The organism is Methylobacterium sp. CM6257 (assembly GCF_054611515.1).
In genome coordinates, this window is the sequence record NZ_CM137735.1 from 2,729,956 (window position 1) to 2,746,095 (window position 16,140).

A 16,140-nucleotide genomic window follows, 5' to 3' on the forward strand; every position below is an offset into this window, starting at 1 on the left:
TGGGCCATCGAGCCCGCAACCCAGCAGAGGTGAAAACCATGGCCATGGACGCGCGCGAGATCTACGTCACGGCCCTGAAGAATACTCATGCCCTCGAGATGCAGGCCCTGCAGATCATGGAGCGGCAGGTCGAGCGCCTGGAGCGGTATCCGGAGATGGAGCAGGCCTTGCGCCGCCACATCGAGGAGACGCACGGACAGCGCCAGCGCCTGGAGGAAGCGCTTCAGAGCCTCGCCGAGAGCCCCTCGGCCCTCAAGGAAGGCTTCCTGGGCTTCGTCGGGAACATGATGGCCCTGGGTCACACGCCGGCCCAGGACGAGATCCTGAAGAACACCTACGCCAATCACGCGTTCGAGAATTTCGAGATCGCGGCCTACGAATCGCTGCTCGTCATCGGCGATGCGGCCGGCCAGCAGGCGCATCTGACGGCATTCCAGCAGTCGCTCAAGGAGGAGCAGACCATGGCGGAGACGGTGCGGAACCTGATCCGGCCGACCACCGAGCGCTACCTGTCCCTGACCACGGCCGGCGCGAAGGCCGACCGCTAGGCTCCGCCGCGCCGGACCGGGACTCCGGTTCGGTGCCGGAGCGCATCCGCTTGGGAGCCGCTGTCGATCGGGTCGTGATCGGCAGCGGCTTCGTCATGACCCGGCTCCCGGACCCGCCGAGGCAGGCGCCCGCCCGTGCGTTCGCCCGCATCGCCCGGACCGGACCCCGGGGCCGCAGGAACAACGTCGGCTCTGCGTGATTGCGCGGTCATGGGATCAGGAAGCGTTCGTCCGACCGGCAGCCACAAGCAGGGAGGCGGGCACCCCACCGAGGCGCTGCGCCGAGGTTGCGTCCACCTCTGCGTCGACATGCAGCGCATGTTCGCCGAGTCCACCGACTGGCAGACCCCGTGGATGCCGCGGGTCCTGCCGCATGTGTGCCGCCTCGCCGACGCCCATCCCGATCGGACCATCTTCACCCGCTTCATCCCGGCCGCGCGGCCGGGCGAGGGACGCGGCACCTGGGCGACCTATTCGGAGCGCTGGGCCGACATGACCCGGGAGCGTCTCACCCCGGAGATGATCGATCTCGTCCCGGACCTCGCCCGGCTCGTCCCGCCCGCTGAGGTCATCGACAAGAGCGTCTACTCGCCCTGGCTCGAGACGGATCTCGACGCGCGTCTCCAGGCACGGGGCGTCGACACCCTGATCGTCACCGGGGCCGAGACGGATGTCTGCGTGCTCGCGGCGGTGCTCGGCGGCGTCGATCTCGGCTACCGGATCGTGCTGGCCACGGACGCCCTCTGCAGCTCCTGCGACGAGGCCCACGACGCGATGCTGCTGATGTACCGGATGCGGTACAGCCACCAGGTCGAGACGATGACCACCGCCGAGATCCTCGACCTCTGGCGCTGAGCGGAGCCGCCGCGCACCCAACATTCGAATTGTAATAGCCAAGCTCAGAGGAGATCAGGCCGACCCACCTCCGCCGATGCCCGGATCACGAACACTCGATCGGCGCGGAGCCGAACGCGAAAAACAGTCGCGCGGCGCGAACCGGGAGGCAGCGGGACCGTTATGTTTCCGAACACGGTTCCGGAGGACAGATTATGGCCAAGCACGAGATCCTCGGCTACTTCGAGCACCGCCGTGACGGGGCCTGGGTGTGCGTCCGGCCCTTCACCCTGACGACGCGGGATGCCAGCATCGACATCCGCCAGGGCATGCGCTTCGACTACGGCAAGCGGATCGGCGGCGTCGACTTGGCCGAGTACCTCGAGCGGCTGGGCTCGCAGTTCGGATCGTAAACCGCCCGCGGCAACCGCCCAGCCCGTGACCCGCGAAGCGGCGCCGGATGCGTGTCCGGCGCCGCTTCGCCGTCCAGGCCCCGCCCCATTGCATCGTCAGGCCGCCATCGACCACCAGGGTGTGGCCGGTGACATAGTCGGAGGCGTCCGAGGCGAGATACAGGATCGCCCGGGCGATCTCCTCAGGCTGACCGGCCCGGTGCCACGGGATCCGCTCCAGGGACTGCTCGATCACCTCCGTCTTCTCGAAGCGCTTGGCGGTCATGGGTGTCTCGATCAGGCCGGGGCCGACGCTGTTGACGTTGATCCGGTCCTCGGCGAGTTCCCGCGACAGGGAGCGGCACAGGGATCCGAGCCCCGCCTTCGACATGCCGTAGGGGGCGCTCTCCGGGGTTGGCAGGTGCTGGGCCACGGAGGAGACGAACACGATCTTGCCGTTGCCGCCTTGCGCCTTGCGCATCCTGATGAAGGGACGTGCGCAGAAGAGCGGCCCCATCTGGTTCACCCGCAGGATCCGCTCCAGCAGGGCGTCGTCCATCTCAGCGACCGGCATGCCGCTCATGGCCTGCCCGGCATTGGCCACCAGGATGTCGAGGGTGCCGAACTCACTGCCGATCCGATCGAACGCGGCGTTCACCGCCGGCGGGTCGCCGACATCGAATTGGAGCACCAGGACCCGGCGCCCGGCCGCCTCCACCCGGGCGGCGGTCTCGCGGATGCCCGCCTCGTCGGTGTGGTAGGTGATCGCCACGTCCGCGCCCTCGCGGGCGAACAGCTCCGCGCTCGCTTGCCCGATGCCGGAATCGGCCCCGGTGATCAGGGCTCGGGTCCCGGTCAAGGTCATCGCGCGTCTCTCGCCGCCGCGCCGCGCTCAAAGCGGCCGGATGCCGGGGCAATGGGTGCGGCCGGGCCCGGTTCCCGCCGCACGCACCGGCCGCAGGGGAACCGGCGCCGGACTGCCGTCTTTGACGCCCCGCGCCCGCATGGCCTAGTGAGTATCCATGTCCCCCGATGACACGACCCACCTGACCGCGGAGGAGAGCGCGCCCGATACGCGGAGCCGGATCCTCGCGACGGCGGACGCGTATTTCCGCGAGATCGGCTACCAGAAGACGACCGTGGCGGACATCGCGCGGACGCTGAAGATGAGCCCGGCCAACGTCTACCGCTTCTTCGATTCGAAGAAGGCGATCAACGAGGCGGTGCTGGAGCGGCTGATCGGCGAGGGCGAGGCGGTGATTTCCGGCATCGCCGATCGACAGGGTCTCAGCGCCACAGAGCGCCTCGTGGCGGCGATCGACGCCCTGCACCGCGACTGCACCCGGCGCTGTGAGACGTTTCCCCGCATCCACGAGATGATCGAGGCCGCAATGGCCGAGAGCTGGGATGTCTGCCGCCACCACGTCGCCCGGATCACGGCCGGGTTCGAGCGTATCGTCCGCGACGGGGTGGCGTCCGGCGAGTTCGAGGCCGAGGACCCCGGGCTGGCGGCGGCCTGCATCCACACCGCCATCGCCCGCTACACCCACCCGCTTCTGGTGGGAAAGTCTCCCCTCCAGCCCGTTCCGCCCATGGAGGCCATGACGGCGTTCCTGCTGCGGAGCCTCGCGCCGGGGAGGAGGATCTAGAGGGTTTGCTGCTGCGTCGCCGCGTTCCGCCCCGGATCGACCGAGCTCTCCGGTCCGGCGAACGCGACCTACTCGGAGGCCGGACCGGCCTCCGGCGGCGGCTCCGAGGCGCTCGGTTGCGGGCCATCATAGCCCTCGATCACCAGGATCTCGGCCTCGACCCCGCCGCGCTGCTTGGCCTTGGCGGCCTGATAAAGATCGGAGTTCCAGCAGGCGAGGGCGTCGGCGTAGCTCGGGAACTCGATCACCACGTTGCGGGACCGGGCCTGCCCCATCACCGCCTCGTAGGCGCCGCCGCGCACGATGAACCGCCCGCCGTACTTGGCGAAGGCGGCGCCGTTGGCCGCGACGTAGTCCTTGTAGGCCTCCGCGTCGCGAACATCGACCCGCGCGATCCAGTACCCCTTCGCCATCGTGCGCCTCCTCCGTTGGAGAGCGAAGTGGATCCGATCCGCGCGAAGGCAATGCCGGACGGATGTCAGGACAGTTCGGCCACGATCGCCTGCGCCACGGCCCGCGGATCCGCGGCGCCGGTGATCGGGCGCCCGACCACGACATGGTCGATCCCGGCCTTGCGGGCCTCGCCGGGGGTCATGACCCGCTTCTGGTCCCCGGCCTCCGCGCCGGCGGGCCGGATCCCCGGGGTGACGATCAGCCGGTCCGGCCCGACGATGCGCCGGACCGCGGCCGCCTCGGCCGCGGAGCAGACCAGGCCGTCGACGCCGATCTCGGCGGCCTGGGCGGCGCGCTTGGCGACCAGCTCCGCCACCGGCAGGGCGTAGCCGGCCTCCGCGGCGTCGGAATCGTCGTAGGAGGTCAGCACCGTCACGGCGAGGATCTTCAGGCCCGCACCCCGCCCGCGAACCGCCGCCCGCATGGTCTGCGGATAGGCGTGCACGGTGAGGAAGGTGGCGCCCGAGCCCGAGGCCGAGCGCACTCCTTCCTCGACGGTGTTGCCGATGTCGTGGAGCTTCAGGTCGAGGAAGACCTTGAGCCCCCGTGCCGCCAGACGCTCGGCCAGCGCCAAGCCGCCCGCGTAACCCAGCCGGTAGCCGATCTTGTAGAAGGTGGCGGCGTCGCCGATCCGGTCGATCAGCGCCTCGGCCTCGGGTACGCTGGGCACGTCGAGGGCCACGATCAGGCGGTCGCGGGAGTCGGCAATCTCGGTCATCGGGGCGTCCTTGGAGCTGGGGGCAGCGACCACGCGGAACGTCCGCGAGTCAATGCCGACGCGACCAGGTCACCCCGCCAGCACCCGCGCCACCTCGTCTCGCAGCACCGGCAGCAGCTCCGCCTCGAACCAGGGTTCGCGCTTGAGCCAGCCGGTGTTGCGCCAGGACGGATGGGGCAGGGGCAGGACCCGGGGACGGCGCGGCTCGGACAGGATCTCGCGCCAGCGCCGCACCGTGCCGGTGAGGCCGCCCGCCATCTTCCCCAGGTGCCAGCCTTGCGCGTACTGGCCGATCACCAGGAGCAGGTCGAGATTGGGCAGACCTGAGAAGAGCTCCGCCCGCCAGCGCTCGGCGCATTCCCGGCGCGGCGGCCGGTCGCCACCCTTGGCGTCGAGACCGGGAAAGCACGAGCCCATCGGCACGATCGCGACCTTGGCGGCATCGTAGAATTGCGCTTCGTCGAGACAGAGCCAGCCGCGCAGCCGCACCCCCGACGGGTCCGTGAACGGTCTCCCCGTGCGGTGGGCCCGAGTCCCGGGGGCCTGGCTGGCGATGCAGAGGCGCGCGCCGCTGCTGCCCTGCACGATCGGCCGGGGCTCGTGGGGGAGAGGCGGGCCGTAGAGCGGGGTATCCCGGCAGAGGCGGCAAGCCCGCAGGCGGGCGGCGGTGTCGTCGAAGGCGGGCATGGCCCGGACATGGGGTGGGACGGCAGAAAAAAGAAACGGCGCGGTGTCGCGCCGCGCCGTCTTCAGTGGAGTCTCTGCCTTGGGGGGAAGGCCTGTCCTTCCTACGCCGATCGGCGCGGGCGGGACGTGCGATTCGTCACGCCCCCTTCATCCCGGAGAGGTCCAGGGGCAGCGAGCGCAGGCGCCGGCCGGTGGCCGCGAAGACCGCGTTGGCGATGGCGGGCGCAAGGACCGGGACGCCCGGCTCGCCGATTCCGGTCGGCGCGATTTGGCTCGGCACGATATGCACCTCGACCTTAGGCATCTCGCTCATCCGGGTGGGCTCGTAGGCGTCGAAATTGTGCTCCTGCACCTGCCCGTCCTTCAGGGTGATGCGGTTGCGCAGCACCGAAGAGAGGGCGAAGCCCACCGCGCCTTCGACCTGCGCGCGGATCACGTCCGGGTTGACCGGGACACCGACATCCACCGCCGCCACGATCCGGTTCACCCGGATCCCGGCATCCTGCGCGGTGACGTCGGCCACCATGCCGACATAGGAGCCGAAGGATTCGTGGACCGCGACCCCGAGACCGCGCCCCTGATCTTGGGGCTTGGCGCCCCAGCCGGCCTTGTCGGCGGCGAGCCGCAGCACGCCGGCGAGCCGGGGCGCCTGTGCCAGGAGCGACAGCCGGTAGGCCACCGGATCGACGTTCGCGGCATGGGCCAGTTCGTCGATCATCACCTCCATCACGTGGGCGGTGTGGGTGTGGCCCACCGAGCGCCACCACAGGACCGGCACGCCCTCGCGGGCGTTGTGGACGCCGAACCGATAGGCCGGCAGCGCGTAGGGCGTGTCGGAAGCGCCCTCCACGGTGGTGGCGTCGATGCCGTTCTTGACGATCATCGCCTCGAAGGGTGAGCCGATCATGATCGACTTGCCGACCATGACGTGATCCCAGCCGACCACCGCGCCCTTGTCGTCGATGCCGGCACGGACCTTGTGCAGCACCGTCGGGCGGTAGTAGCCGCCGGCCATGTCGTCCTCGCGGGTCCAGACGAGGTGCACGGGGGCCTTCTCGCCGTAGGCCTTCAGGACGGTCGCCGACTCCGCGAGATAGTCGGCGGTGGGCGTCGCCCGGCGGCCGAAGGAACCGCCGGCCCAGTTGCAGTGGAGGCGCACCCGGTCGGGCGTCACCCCCAGGATCGCCGCCATGGTCGCCTGCTCGACGGTCTGGAACTGGAAGCCCGCGTAGACGTCGTAGCCGCCGTCGGCCGCCCGCTCGATCGTGGCGTTCAGCGGCTCCATCGCCGCGTGGGCGAGGTACGGGAAGGTGAACTCGGCCTCGATCACCTTGGCGGCGCCCTTGAGCGCGGCCTGCGGATCGCCGCGCTCGGACGCCGTGAGGCCGGGCCCCTTCGCACGCTCCCGGTACTCGGCGAGGATCGCCTCCGACGAGCGCATCTCGGCGGTGCTGTCGTCCCAGGTGACGGCGAGCGCCTCGCGTCCCTTCATGGCCGACCACGTGTCGCGGGCGATCACCGCCACGCCCGTGGGGACCTGGACCACGTCGAGCACGCCCGCGACCTTGCGGGCCTGCGCGGCGTCGAAGCTCCTCACGGTGGCGCCGAAGCGTGGGGCGCGAGCCACCACGGCGGTGACCTGATTGGGGCGGCGGATATCGAGGGAATAGACCGCCGTGCCGTTGGTCTTGGCGACCGAGTCGAGGCGCGGCACCGTCTGGCCGATCAGCCGCCACTCGCTCGGATCCTTGAGTTTCGGATCGGAGGGGACCGGTAGGGCGGCGGCGGAGGCCGCCAGCTCGCCGAACCGGGCCTGCCGGCCCGACGGCGCGTGGCGCACCACGCTTTCGGCCACGGTGATCTCCGAGACCGGCACCTTCCAGCGGAAGGCGGCCTCGGCCATCAGCATCTCGCGGGCGGCGGCGCCGGCCTTGCGCAGCTGGAACCAGGAATTGGCCACCGCGGTGGAGCCGCCGGTGCCCTGGATCGGGCCCATCAGGCTGTTGTTGTAGAGCGTCGCGTCCGCGGGCGCGAATTCGGTGCGGACGTTCTTCCAGTCGGCGCCGAGCTCGTCGGCCAGGATCGTGGCGAGCCCGGTCGTGTTCCCCTGGCCCATGTCGAGGTGCTTGATCACCACCGTGACGGTATCGTCCGGAGCGATGCGCACGAAGGCATTGGGCTGCGCCTTGACGTCGGCGAGGTTCGGGCCGGCGGCGGCGCGGGCGGATTTCGGGTCGAGCCGGAACGCGACCACGAGGGCACCGGCGCCGGCGAGCAGGCCGCGACGGCTGGGTCGCGCGGGCAGGGGATTCGGTCGACGGGCGTACAGCATGGCGGCGAAGCTCCGGTCAGGACCGCGGGAAAGGTGAGGCGCCGAGGCGGATCAGGCGAGGCTGCGCGCGGCTTCGTGAATCGCGGCGCGGATGCGCTGGTAGGTGCCGCAGCGGCAGATGTTGCCGTCCATGGCGCCGTCGATGTCGGCGTCGCTGGGCTTGGCGTTGCCCGACAGCAGGCCGATCGCCGACATGATCTGGCCGGACTGGCAGTAGCCGCACTGGACCACGTCGAGCTTGCGCCACGCTGCCTGGACCGCCTCGGCCACCCGGCCCGAGACGCCCTCGATGGTCGTCACGTGCGCGGCGCCGACATCGCCGAGGCGGGTCTGGCAGGACCGGACCGGCTGGCCGTCGAGATGGACCGTGCAGGCGCCGCATTGCGCGATGCCGCAGCCGTACTTGGTGCCGGTGGCGTCGAGCCGGTCGCGCAACACCCAGAGCAGCGGCATGTCCGGGTCGGCGTCGATCGCGTGCGTGACGCCGTTGACGGTGAGCTTCGGCATGATCGGCGGCCCTCTTCGACGCGCGGAGCCCGGACGTCCGGATCGCGGCGCACGGCTTCGCCCGGCGCATCTCGAACGACCCGCCGCTCCGGGGAGTCTGCCTCGGCCACGAGGGCACGGCGGGGCGTTTCGTGAGGTGCGCTCGGACACCGTAATCGCGGATCGAATCCTAGCGGCCGAACCGATGCATACGATGTGCGATACCGCACTTCGATCCGGGCGCCGAACGGTCTCGATGCTTAAGATCCGACCGGTGTCGGCAGCCGCTTCTTAACACATCCGCCGCATTCTCGTGCGGTCGTTATTCAGCCGTCGTCGCCCTCCGTCGGATTCGAGCCGAGTTTCAAGACGCGCATGCCCGATCTCACCGTCGAGATGGTCCAGCGCGGTCGCGGTCCCTCGACGGAGGAGGCGGCGCGCCGCCTCGGAGTCGCCCGCGAGATCCGCTCGGCCCGCGAGAAGCTGACCTCGCAGACCGGCCTGGAGCGGGCCTTCGACTACGAGCTTCTGCGCCACTACGCCCAGTACCGGGCCGGGGCGGGCATCCCGCTGGTCCTGTTCGCCGTGGCGCTCGCCACGGCGGCGACGTTCTGGATCGGACCGCCGGTAGCCGCCATCTGGGCGCTCGGCGTGTTCCTCATGATCACGCTCAATACGACCTTGAGCCGGCGTTTCCTCCATGCCGAACCGGCGACGATCCCGCTTGCCCGCTGGCGCCGCCGCTTCCTGACCGGCGAGGTGCTGCAGAGCCTCTCGTGGTCGGCGATGATCGGGCTCGGCGCGACCGGGGGATGGACCTTCGCGCTGTTCGGCCTCGTCATCGCGTCGGCGGTCACCACCATGCTGGCCGCGACGGTGCCGCTGGCGGCGATCGCCGCCCTGGTCCCGCTCGCGCTCGCCACCGCGTCGCTCGCCGCCTTCTCGCGGGGGATGGATGCGCTCCTGCTCGTGGTGATGGCCGGGGGCGCCCAGCTCTTCTTCCTCGGCCTGTCTCGCCGCCTCTACGCCTCGACGGTGGGCGCCCTGCGCTCACGCGCCGAGAAGGACGCGGTGTTCGGCGAGCTGGAGCAGGCCAAGGCGAATTCCGACGAGGCCCGCCGCCGGGCCGAGGAGGCGAACCTCGCCAAGTCCCGGTTCCTGGCCACCATGAGCCACGAGCTGCGCACCCCGCTCAACGCCATCCTGGGCTTTTCGGAGGTGATGAAGAACGAGGTGTTCGGCACCCACACGGCGCCCTCCTACCGGGAGTATTCGAACGACATCCACGACAGCGGGATGCATCTCCTGAATTTGATCAACGAGATCCTCGACCTGTCGCGCATCGAGGCCGGGCGCTACGAACTCAACGAGGAGCCGGTGCAGCTCGCCCATGTGGTGGAGGAGTGCCGCCACATGATGACCCTTCGGGCCAAGGCCAAGAACCAGACCTTCCACGACCTCGTCGACGACGCGCTGCCGCGACTCTGGGCCGACGAGCGGGCGCTGCGCCAGATCGTCCTCAACCTGCTGTCGAACGCCGTGAAGTTCACGCCGCCGGGGGGCGAGATCTGGCTCAAGGTCGGCTGGACCGCCTCGGGCGGGCAGTACGTGTCGGTGAAGGACAGCGGCCCGGGCATCCCAGAGGACGAGCTCGGCACGGTCCTGTCCTCGTTCGGCCGCGGCTCGCTGGCGATCAAGACCGCCGAGCAGGGCTCGGGCCTCGGCCTGCCGATCGTGAAGGGGCTGGTGGAGCTGCATGGCGGGCAGTTCCAGCTGTCCTCCAGGCCCCGCGAGGGCACCGAGGTGGTGGTGACGCTGCCGGCCTCCCGCGTCATGGACACGCTGCCGCCGGTCGATGTCGACGAGGCCGTGTCGCCGGCCCGGAGCCCGCTCAACCGGGCCGCGTGACCGGCCCGAGGCTCAGCTCCTCTCAGCCGAGGCCGCCCAGAGCGCAGACCCGGGCCCATTCGGCCTCGGTCACCGGCTGAACCGACAGGCGGGAATTGTTGACCAGGACCATGCCGGCGAGCGCCGGATCGGCCTTGATGGCGTCGAGCGTCACAGGGTGCGGCATCGCCTGCACGGCCTTCACGTCGACCATGCCGAAACGGCCGGTCTCGTCGGTGTGGTCGGGATAGTAGGGCCGGATCACCTCCACGATGCCGACCACCGCCTTGCCCTCGTTCGAGTGGTAGAAGAAGCCCTGCTCGCCGACCTGCATCGCCATGAGCTGCTTCTTGGCGAGGTGGTTGCGCACGCCGTTCCAGTATGTCCCCGCCTCGCCGGCCGCGACCTGCTGCGCCCACGACCACGTGGCGGGCTCGGATTTGAACAGCCAGTGCGCCATCGCCGAACTCCCCCATCACTCCGCCCGGTTGCGACGGCGGGAACCGCCATAGCCCAGCTTCGTACCCGGCGCACGGGCCGCGCGGGCGCGGTCCCGCGGCCTCGACCGCCGGAACCGAGCTTGGGTTCGTATTTGCCCAGATAATCTTCAGGTGTTGGTAATCCTAAGCTGTTGGCCGAATATTAAATTATCTCTGGTAGTCGTTCTTGTCAGGTCACCCAATAACGATTTCAGGTTGCCCCCATGCTGACCGTGATCGGCTGTTTCGTCGGGGAACATAATCCTTGGCTGGTGGCCCTGGCGGCGCTGGTCTGCACGCTGGCGAGCACGACGGCGCTGGAGCTGCTCGCGCATGCCGGCCGCGCCGGGGGCCGGAGCCACTACACGTGGCTCGCGGTGGCGGCGGTGGCCGGGGGCTCCGGGATCTGGGCGACGCACTTCCTGGCGATGCTCGCCTACGCGCCGGGGCTGCCGTCGGGATACGGCGTCGGGCTGACGCTCCTCTCCTATGCCGATGCCGTGGCGATCACCGGGCTCGGCTTCGCGCTGGCCACCATCGGCGGCCGGGTGCGGGCCGCGATCGGCGGTGCCGTGGTGGGCGGCGGCATCGCGGCGATGCACTACACCGGCATGGCCGCCTATCAGGTCTCGGGGCATCTGGTCTGGAACCCAGCGGTGGTGACGATCTCGGTGGCGGTCGGCGCGGCGCTGGGGGCGGTGTCCCTGGTGATCGGCCTGTCGGCGGCCACGTTCCGGGGCCGAAGCCTCGGCGCCGGGCTGCTGATCCTGGCGATCTGCGGGCATCATTTCACCGGCATGGGCGCGGTGACCGTCCTGCCCGACCCCGCCGTTGGGATCCCGGCGAGCGCGATCCGGACGGAGTGGCTCGCCGCCGCCGTGGCGCTCGCGAGCTGCCTGATCCTGCTGCTGGCCGGGGCCGCCCTCGTGCTCGACCTGCGGGAGCGCAAGCGCGCCGAGTTCGAGCGCGAACGCCTGCGCAGCCTCGCCAACGCCGCCGTGGAGGGCCTCGTCGTGTGCCGGGGCGGCCAGATCGTCAGCGCCAACGAGGCCTTCGCCCGCCTCGCCGCCACCGAGACGGCGGCCCTGGTGGGCATGAGCCTCGCCGCCTACCTGCCGGGCCTCGTCGCCGGGGCTGGCTCCACCGACCAGCCCATCGAGGCCGAGCTCATCCAGACGGGCGGCGGCACGATCCCGGTAGAGGTGATCATGCGCCCGGTGGCCGAGTACGGGCGCCAGCCGCACCACGCCGTGGCGGTGCGCGACCTGCGTGCCCGGCGCCGCGCCGAGAGCGAGATCCACTATCTCGCCCATCACGACGCGCTCACCGGGCTCGCCAACCGCACGAGCTTCCACACGCGCCTGGAGCGGGAGATGCGCGCCGCGGACGCGCACGGCACCCGCCTCGCCGTTCTCTGCCTCGACCTCGACCGCTTCAAGGAGGTCAACGACCTGTTCGGGCATGCGGCCGGGGACGCGATGCTGCGTGACCTCGCGCTCCGGGTCGGCGGCCTACTCGACAGCACGCAGCTGATGGCGCGGCTGGGGGGTGACGAGTTCGCCATCCTGACGCCTCATGCAGAGGGAGCCGCGGAGCGGCTGGCCGAGCGGATCCTGGCCACCCTGGCGGCGGTGCCGGCGGCCTCCGGCCCGGTGATCGCCACCAGCATCGGCATCGCGGTCTATCCCGAGGATGCGCAGGATCAGCGCGCGCTCCTGAGCCACGCCGATGCGGCGCTCTATCGGGCCAAGAACGAGGGGCGCGGCATCTGCCGCCGCTACGACGCCAGCATGGGCGCGCAGATCCGGAACCGGCGCATGCTGGAGCACGACCTGCGCCACGCGGTGACCCGCGGCGAACTGGAGCTCGTCTACCAGCCGCAGACCCGGATCTCGTCCGGTGCGGTAACGGGGTTCGAGGCGCTGCTGCGCTGGCACCATCCGGAGCGCGGCTCCATCTCGCCGGCCCTGTTCGTACCGATCGCCGAGGAGACCGGGGCCATCCTGGAGATCGGCGCTTGGGTGCTGCGCGAGGCCTGCCGGACGGCGGCCGGCTGGCCGAAGACGCTGGCGATCGCCGTCAACGTCTCGGCGGTGCAGCTCCACAACCCGCATTTCGTGCAGTTCGTCCACGGCACCCTGTTCGAGACCGGCCTCAAGGCGGAACGCCTGGAGATCGAGATCACCGAGACCGCGCTGATCCGGGATCCGGCCCGGGCGCTGCTCACCCTGCGCCAGCTCAAGGCGCTGGGCGTCCAGATCGCCATGGACGATTTCGGCACCGGCTATTCCTCGCTCTCGAACCTGCGCTCCTTCCCGTTCGACCGGATCAAGATCGACGGCTCGTTCATCAAGGCGGTTCACAGCAACGCGCAGGCGGCCGCGATCGTGCGCTCCGTTCTGGGCCTGGGCCGGGGCCTCGGCCTGTCGGTTGTGGCAGAGGGCGTGGAGACGGACGAGGAGCTGTCGTTCCTGGCCGACGAGCAATGCGCCATCGCCCAGGGCTACCTCCTGGGCCGGCCGGCGCCGATCACGCGCTTCGCCACCCACACCCACGGCGCAAGTCCGGAATCAGCGGCTTCCGCGGCGTGAGCCGCGCGGCGCCGCGCACGCGCCAGGCCTCTGTTGCCGCATGATGCTTTCGGAAAACCGGATCCCGCTTTTCCGCATCAGGCTCTAATCCGTCTCGCCGCGTAAGGGGCGAGCCAGCAAGCCGGCGATCACGTCCTCGACCCCGGCCGAGCCCGCCACGATCGCCGCCACGGCCTCCGCCACCGGCATCTCGATACCGCGTGCCGCGGCAAGGCCCGTGAGCGCCGCGGCCGTGAACGCGCCCTCGGCGAGCTTGCCGCCCGCGGCCTCCGCGGGACTCGCCCCGGCGCCGAGCCGCTGGCCGAAGGCGAAGTTGCGCGATTGCGGCGAGGACGCCGTCAGCACCAGGTCGCCGAGGCCGGAGAGCCCCATCAGGGTCTCGGGCCGCCCCCCGAAGGCGCGGGCGAACCGCATCAGCTCGGCGAAGGCGCGGGCGATCAGCGCCGCCCGGGCGCTCTCGCCGAGACCGCGGCCCGCCACGATGCCGCACGCGATGGCGAGCACGTTCTTGCCGGCGCCGCCGATCTCGACGCCGCGCACGTCGTCGGTGTGATAGAGGCGCAAGCTCGGCCCGGACAGCAGCGCCGTCAGGGAAGCTGCAAGTCCGGCATCGGCCGCCGCCAGGGTCACGGCGGTGGGCAGTCCCCGGGCGACGTCGGCCGCGAAGCTCGGGCCGGACAGCACCGCCACGGGCGTGCCCGCCGGCAGGACCTGCTCGGCCACCGCGCTCATGAAGCAGTCGCTGCCGCGCTCGATCCCCTTTGCGCAGAGGATCACCGGCCCGGCCGAGCCCAGAGGGCCGCGCAGGGATTCCAGGACCCCGCGCACGGTCTGGGCGGGCACGACCAGGAGCGTCGCCCGGGCGCCCGCGAGGTCGTCGGCCTCGGCCGTCGCGCGAATCGCCGGATGGAGCGGCACGCCCGGCAGGTAGCGCGGATTGACCCGCTCGGTCTGGAGGGTGGCCGCGGCCTGCGGGTCGCGCAGCCAGAGCGACACGGGATGCCCGGCCCCGGCGGCGGCATTGGCGAGCGCCGTTCCCCAGGCGCCGCCGCCGACGACGTTGATCGGTATCCCCGTACTCATGCCGCAACTTCCCCGGAATTCGCGAGATCGAGCCGATAGAGCACGTGGCGGCGCAGGGGCCCGTCCGGAACGGCCGGATGCTCGAACACCCCGGCCGCGACCATGCCGAGGCGCTCCATCACGGCCCGGGATCGCACGTTGCCGGCCGCCGTGAAGGCTACGACAGCACGGATGCCACAGCGTTCGGACAGGTCGGCGAGCGCCCGTCGCGCGGCGCGGGTCGCGAAGCCCTGTCCCCACGCGTCCCTGGCCAGGCGCCAGGCCAGCTCCACCGTCGTGCCGGGCCGGTCGCCGCCCGGAAAGGGCAGGGGCCGCATGATCCGCATCGCGCCGACGAAGCCGATGAACCGGTCCCCGTGCTCCACCGCCCAGGGTCCGAACCCGTCCGCCACGAACCGGCGGTCGAAGATGCCGGCCTCGGCGGCGCTCTCCACCGGGGTCCGCGGACGCGGGAAACAGGCCATCACCGTCGGGTCGGCGCTGAGCGCCGCGAAGGGTGCCGTATCGTCCGGCCGCCAGCGGCGCAGGGTCAGGTCGCCTTGCCGGACGGCGACGGGCACGGTCGCGACGGCGATCTTGCCGCGCCACGCGAGCGAGCGGCGATTCAGGAGCGCGAGATCCGCTGCCCCGGCGAGCACCGCCTCGCCCAGCGCGATCCCGGCCTCGAGCAGGTCGGCCGGCATGTTGGCGTGAGCGGGTGGGCGCACGTGCTCGCGCCAGGGCCCGCCGCAGGCATTGTCGAGGAGGATGCGGGCGAAGCAATGGTCCAAGCGGACCGGCCAGTCCGGGCGGGCGGAGGCGGGCAGGCGGCGCGCGACCAGATCCCGCCAGTGCGCGCGCCGTGCCGCCTCGCTCATCCGGCCGGGACCGCCGCGCGGGCCCGGTCGGCCGCGAGCGGCCAGCGGGGGCGGGCCGGGGCGGTGAGATCGTCCACGAGACCGAGGCGCAGGCGCTCCAGCCCGGCCCAGGCGATCATCGCGCCGTTGTCGCCGCAGAGCGGCAGAGGCGGGGCCACGAAGCCGAGGCCCGCCTCCCCGGCCAGTGCCGCCAGCGCCCGCCGGACGGCACCGTTGGCCGCCACACCCCCCGCCGCCACCAGGGCGGTGGGCCGGCCGGCGACGTCCGAGAAGGCGCGCAGCGCCACCCGGGCGCGGTCCACCACCACGTCGACGACCGCGGCCTGGAAGCTCGCGCAGAGATCGGCGATGTCGCGCTCGGCCAGCGGGGCGATCCGCTCGGCCTCGATCCGCAGGGCGGTCTTGAGACCCGACAGGGAGAAATCGGCCTCCCGGCGACCGAGCATCGGCCGGGGCAGGGCGAAACGCTCGGGATCGCCGGATTCGGCCATGCGCTCCACCTCGGGACCGCCGGGATAGCCGAGGCCGAGGAGCTTGGCGGCCTTGTCGAAGGCCTCGCCGATGGCATCGTCCACCGTGGAGCCGAGCCGCACGTAATCGCCCACGCCGCGCACGGCGACGAGCTGGGTGTGGCCGCCCGAGACCAGCAGGAGCAGGTAGGGAAAGGCGATCCCGTCGGTTAGCCGGGCCGTGAGGGCGTGCGCCTCCAGGTGGTTCACGGCAAGCAAGGGCTTGCGGGTGACGAGCGCCAGGGTCTTGGCCGTGACGAGGCCCACCAGCACGCCGCCGATCAGCCCGGGCCCGGCCGCCACCGCGATCCCGTCGAGCTCGGAGAAGCCAATCCCGGCCCGGTCGAGGGCGCGGGCGATCAGGCGGTCGAGCACCTCCACATGGGCGCGGGCGGCGATCTCCGGCACGACGCCCCCGTAGGCCGCGTGTTCGGCGATCTGGCTCAGCACCTCGTTGGCGCGGATCTGGCCCTGCCCATCCTCGTCGACCGACACCACCGCCGCGGCAGTCTCGTCGCAGGTGGTCTCGATGCCGAGTACGGTGGTCTGCACGCGCGAAACTCCTTGTCCGGACCGCATCCTATCCGCCGGCGGTCGCGGCGCGAAGGCCGACGCCCACCCGATCGGGGCAGGGC

General features: G+C 71.3%; 15 protein-coding genes and 1 pseudogene. 6 read left to right on the forward strand and 10 right to left on the reverse strand.

Features of this window, described 5'->3' with window-relative positions; genetic code table 11:
• Window positions 1-38: 38 nt before the first annotated feature.
• The 3 genes from ACYCO6_RS13425 to ACYCO6_RS13435 all read left to right on the forward strand — a co-directional run bounded on the left by ACYCO6_RS13425 (window position 39) and on the right by ACYCO6_RS13435 (window position 1,795).
• A complete protein-coding gene (locus ACYCO6_RS13425; RefSeq protein WP_459772253.1) occupies window positions 39-548 on the forward strand; it encodes a ferritin-like domain-containing protein in 510 nt (169 codons plus the stop codon).
• 210 nt (window positions 549-758) lie between these two features.
• Window positions 759-1,403 carry a cysteine hydrolase family protein gene (locus ACYCO6_RS13430; protein ID WP_459772254.1) on the forward strand — a complete coding sequence of 215 codons (645 nt, stop codon included), beginning with the start codon at window positions 759-761 and terminating at the stop codon, window positions 1,401-1,403.
• A gap of 194 nt (window positions 1,404-1,597) precedes the next feature.
• On the forward strand, window positions 1,598-1,795 hold the full coding sequence (locus ACYCO6_RS13435; RefSeq protein WP_305547766.1) for a hypothetical protein: 198 nt from the start codon (window positions 1,598-1,600) through the stop codon (window positions 1,793-1,795).
• A 76-nt stretch (window positions 1,796-1,871) separates the two neighbouring features.
• On the opposite strand, the pseudogene ACYCO6_RS13440 reads toward ACYCO6_RS13435, so the two are convergent.
• A pseudogene (locus tag ACYCO6_RS13440) lies at window positions 1,872-2,639 on the reverse strand (SDR family NAD(P)-dependent oxidoreductase); the annotation flags it as partial.
• Window positions 2,640-2,796: 157 nt separating this feature from the next.
• Here ACYCO6_RS13440 and ACYCO6_RS13445 point away from each other — a divergent pair.
• Window positions 2,797-3,423, forward strand: coding sequence for a TetR/AcrR family transcriptional regulator (locus ACYCO6_RS13445; protein ID WP_459772255.1), 627 nt, complete (start codon window positions 2,797-2,799; stop codon window positions 3,421-3,423).
• Between the two features lie 68 nt (window positions 3,424-3,491).
• Here the strand turns inward: ACYCO6_RS13445 and ACYCO6_RS13450 are convergent, their stop codons facing one another.
• The 5 genes from ACYCO6_RS13450 to ACYCO6_RS13470 all read right to left on the reverse strand — a co-directional run bounded on the left by ACYCO6_RS13450 (window position 3,492) and on the right by ACYCO6_RS13470 (window position 8,120).
• Window positions 3,492-3,836, reverse strand: coding sequence for a DUF1330 domain-containing protein (locus ACYCO6_RS13450; RefSeq protein ID WP_459772256.1), 345 nt, complete (start codon window positions 3,834-3,836; stop codon window positions 3,492-3,494).
• A gap of 65 nt (window positions 3,837-3,901) precedes the next feature.
• A complete protein-coding gene (gene pyrF / locus ACYCO6_RS13455; protein ID WP_459772257.1) occupies window positions 3,902-4,594 on the reverse strand; it encodes an orotidine-5'-phosphate decarboxylase in 693 nt (230 codons plus the stop codon).
• Window positions 4,595-4,663: 69 nt separating this feature from the next.
• A complete protein-coding gene (locus ACYCO6_RS13460; RefSeq protein WP_459772258.1) occupies window positions 4,664-5,281 on the reverse strand; it encodes a uracil-DNA glycosylase family protein in 618 nt (205 codons plus the stop codon).
• Between the two features lie 136 nt (window positions 5,282-5,417).
• Entirely contained in the window at window positions 5,418-7,613 is a 2,196-nt protein-coding gene (locus ACYCO6_RS13465) for a xanthine dehydrogenase family protein molybdopterin-binding subunit (RefSeq protein WP_459772259.1), read from the reverse strand.
• Between the two features lie 51 nt (window positions 7,614-7,664).
• The gene (locus ACYCO6_RS13470) at window positions 7,665-8,120 is read right to left on the reverse strand and encodes a (2Fe-2S)-binding protein (protein ID WP_459772260.1); all 456 of its coding nucleotides are present in this window, start codon (window positions 8,118-8,120) and stop codon (window positions 7,665-7,667) included.
• Between the two features lie 354 nt (window positions 8,121-8,474).
• On the opposite strand from ACYCO6_RS13470, the gene ACYCO6_RS13475 reads away from it, so the two are divergent.
• The gene (locus ACYCO6_RS13475; RefSeq protein WP_459772261.1) at window positions 8,475-10,007 is read left to right on the forward strand and encodes a sensor histidine kinase; all 1,533 of its coding nucleotides are present in this window, start codon (window positions 8,475-8,477) and stop codon (window positions 10,005-10,007) included.
• A gap of 22 nt (window positions 10,008-10,029) precedes the next feature.
• Here ACYCO6_RS13475 and ACYCO6_RS13480 read toward each other — a convergent pair whose 3' ends face one another.
• On the reverse strand, window positions 10,030-10,446 hold the full coding sequence (locus ACYCO6_RS13480; RefSeq protein WP_459772262.1) for an EVE domain-containing protein: 417 nt from the start codon (window positions 10,444-10,446) through the stop codon (window positions 10,030-10,032).
• A 243-nt stretch (window positions 10,447-10,689) separates the two neighbouring features.
• Between ACYCO6_RS13480 and ACYCO6_RS13485 the strand changes: the two genes are divergently transcribed.
• Window positions 10,690-13,056, forward strand: a complete 2,367-nt coding sequence (locus ACYCO6_RS13485) for an EAL domain-containing protein (protein WP_459772263.1) — start codon at window positions 10,690-10,692, stop codon at window positions 13,054-13,056.
• Between the two features lie 84 nt (window positions 13,057-13,140).
• On the opposite strand, the gene ACYCO6_RS13490 is transcribed toward ACYCO6_RS13485, so the two are convergent.
• The 3 genes from ACYCO6_RS13490 to tsaD are packed head-to-tail and all read right to left on the reverse strand — an operon-like array spanning window position 13,141 to window position 16,084.
• The gene (locus ACYCO6_RS13490; RefSeq protein WP_459772264.1) at window positions 13,141-14,139 is read right to left on the reverse strand and encodes an NAD(P)H-dependent glycerol-3-phosphate dehydrogenase; all 999 of its coding nucleotides are present in this window, start codon (window positions 14,137-14,139) and stop codon (window positions 13,141-13,143) included.
• On the reverse strand, window positions 14,136-14,996 hold the full coding sequence (locus ACYCO6_RS13495; RefSeq protein ID WP_459772265.1) for a GNAT family N-acetyltransferase: 861 nt from the start codon (window positions 14,994-14,996) through the stop codon (window positions 14,136-14,138). The genes ACYCO6_RS13490 and ACYCO6_RS13495 overlap by 4 nt, the downstream gene beginning before the upstream one ends.
• Complete coding sequence (gene tsaD, locus ACYCO6_RS13500; RefSeq protein ID WP_459772266.1) at window positions 14,993-16,084, reverse strand: tRNA (adenosine(37)-N6)-threonylcarbamoyltransferase complex transferase subunit TsaD; 1,092 nt, start codon at window positions 16,082-16,084, stop codon at window positions 14,993-14,995. The genes ACYCO6_RS13495 and tsaD overlap by 4 nt, the downstream gene beginning before the upstream one ends.
• Window positions 16,085-16,140: the final 56 nt, after the last annotated feature.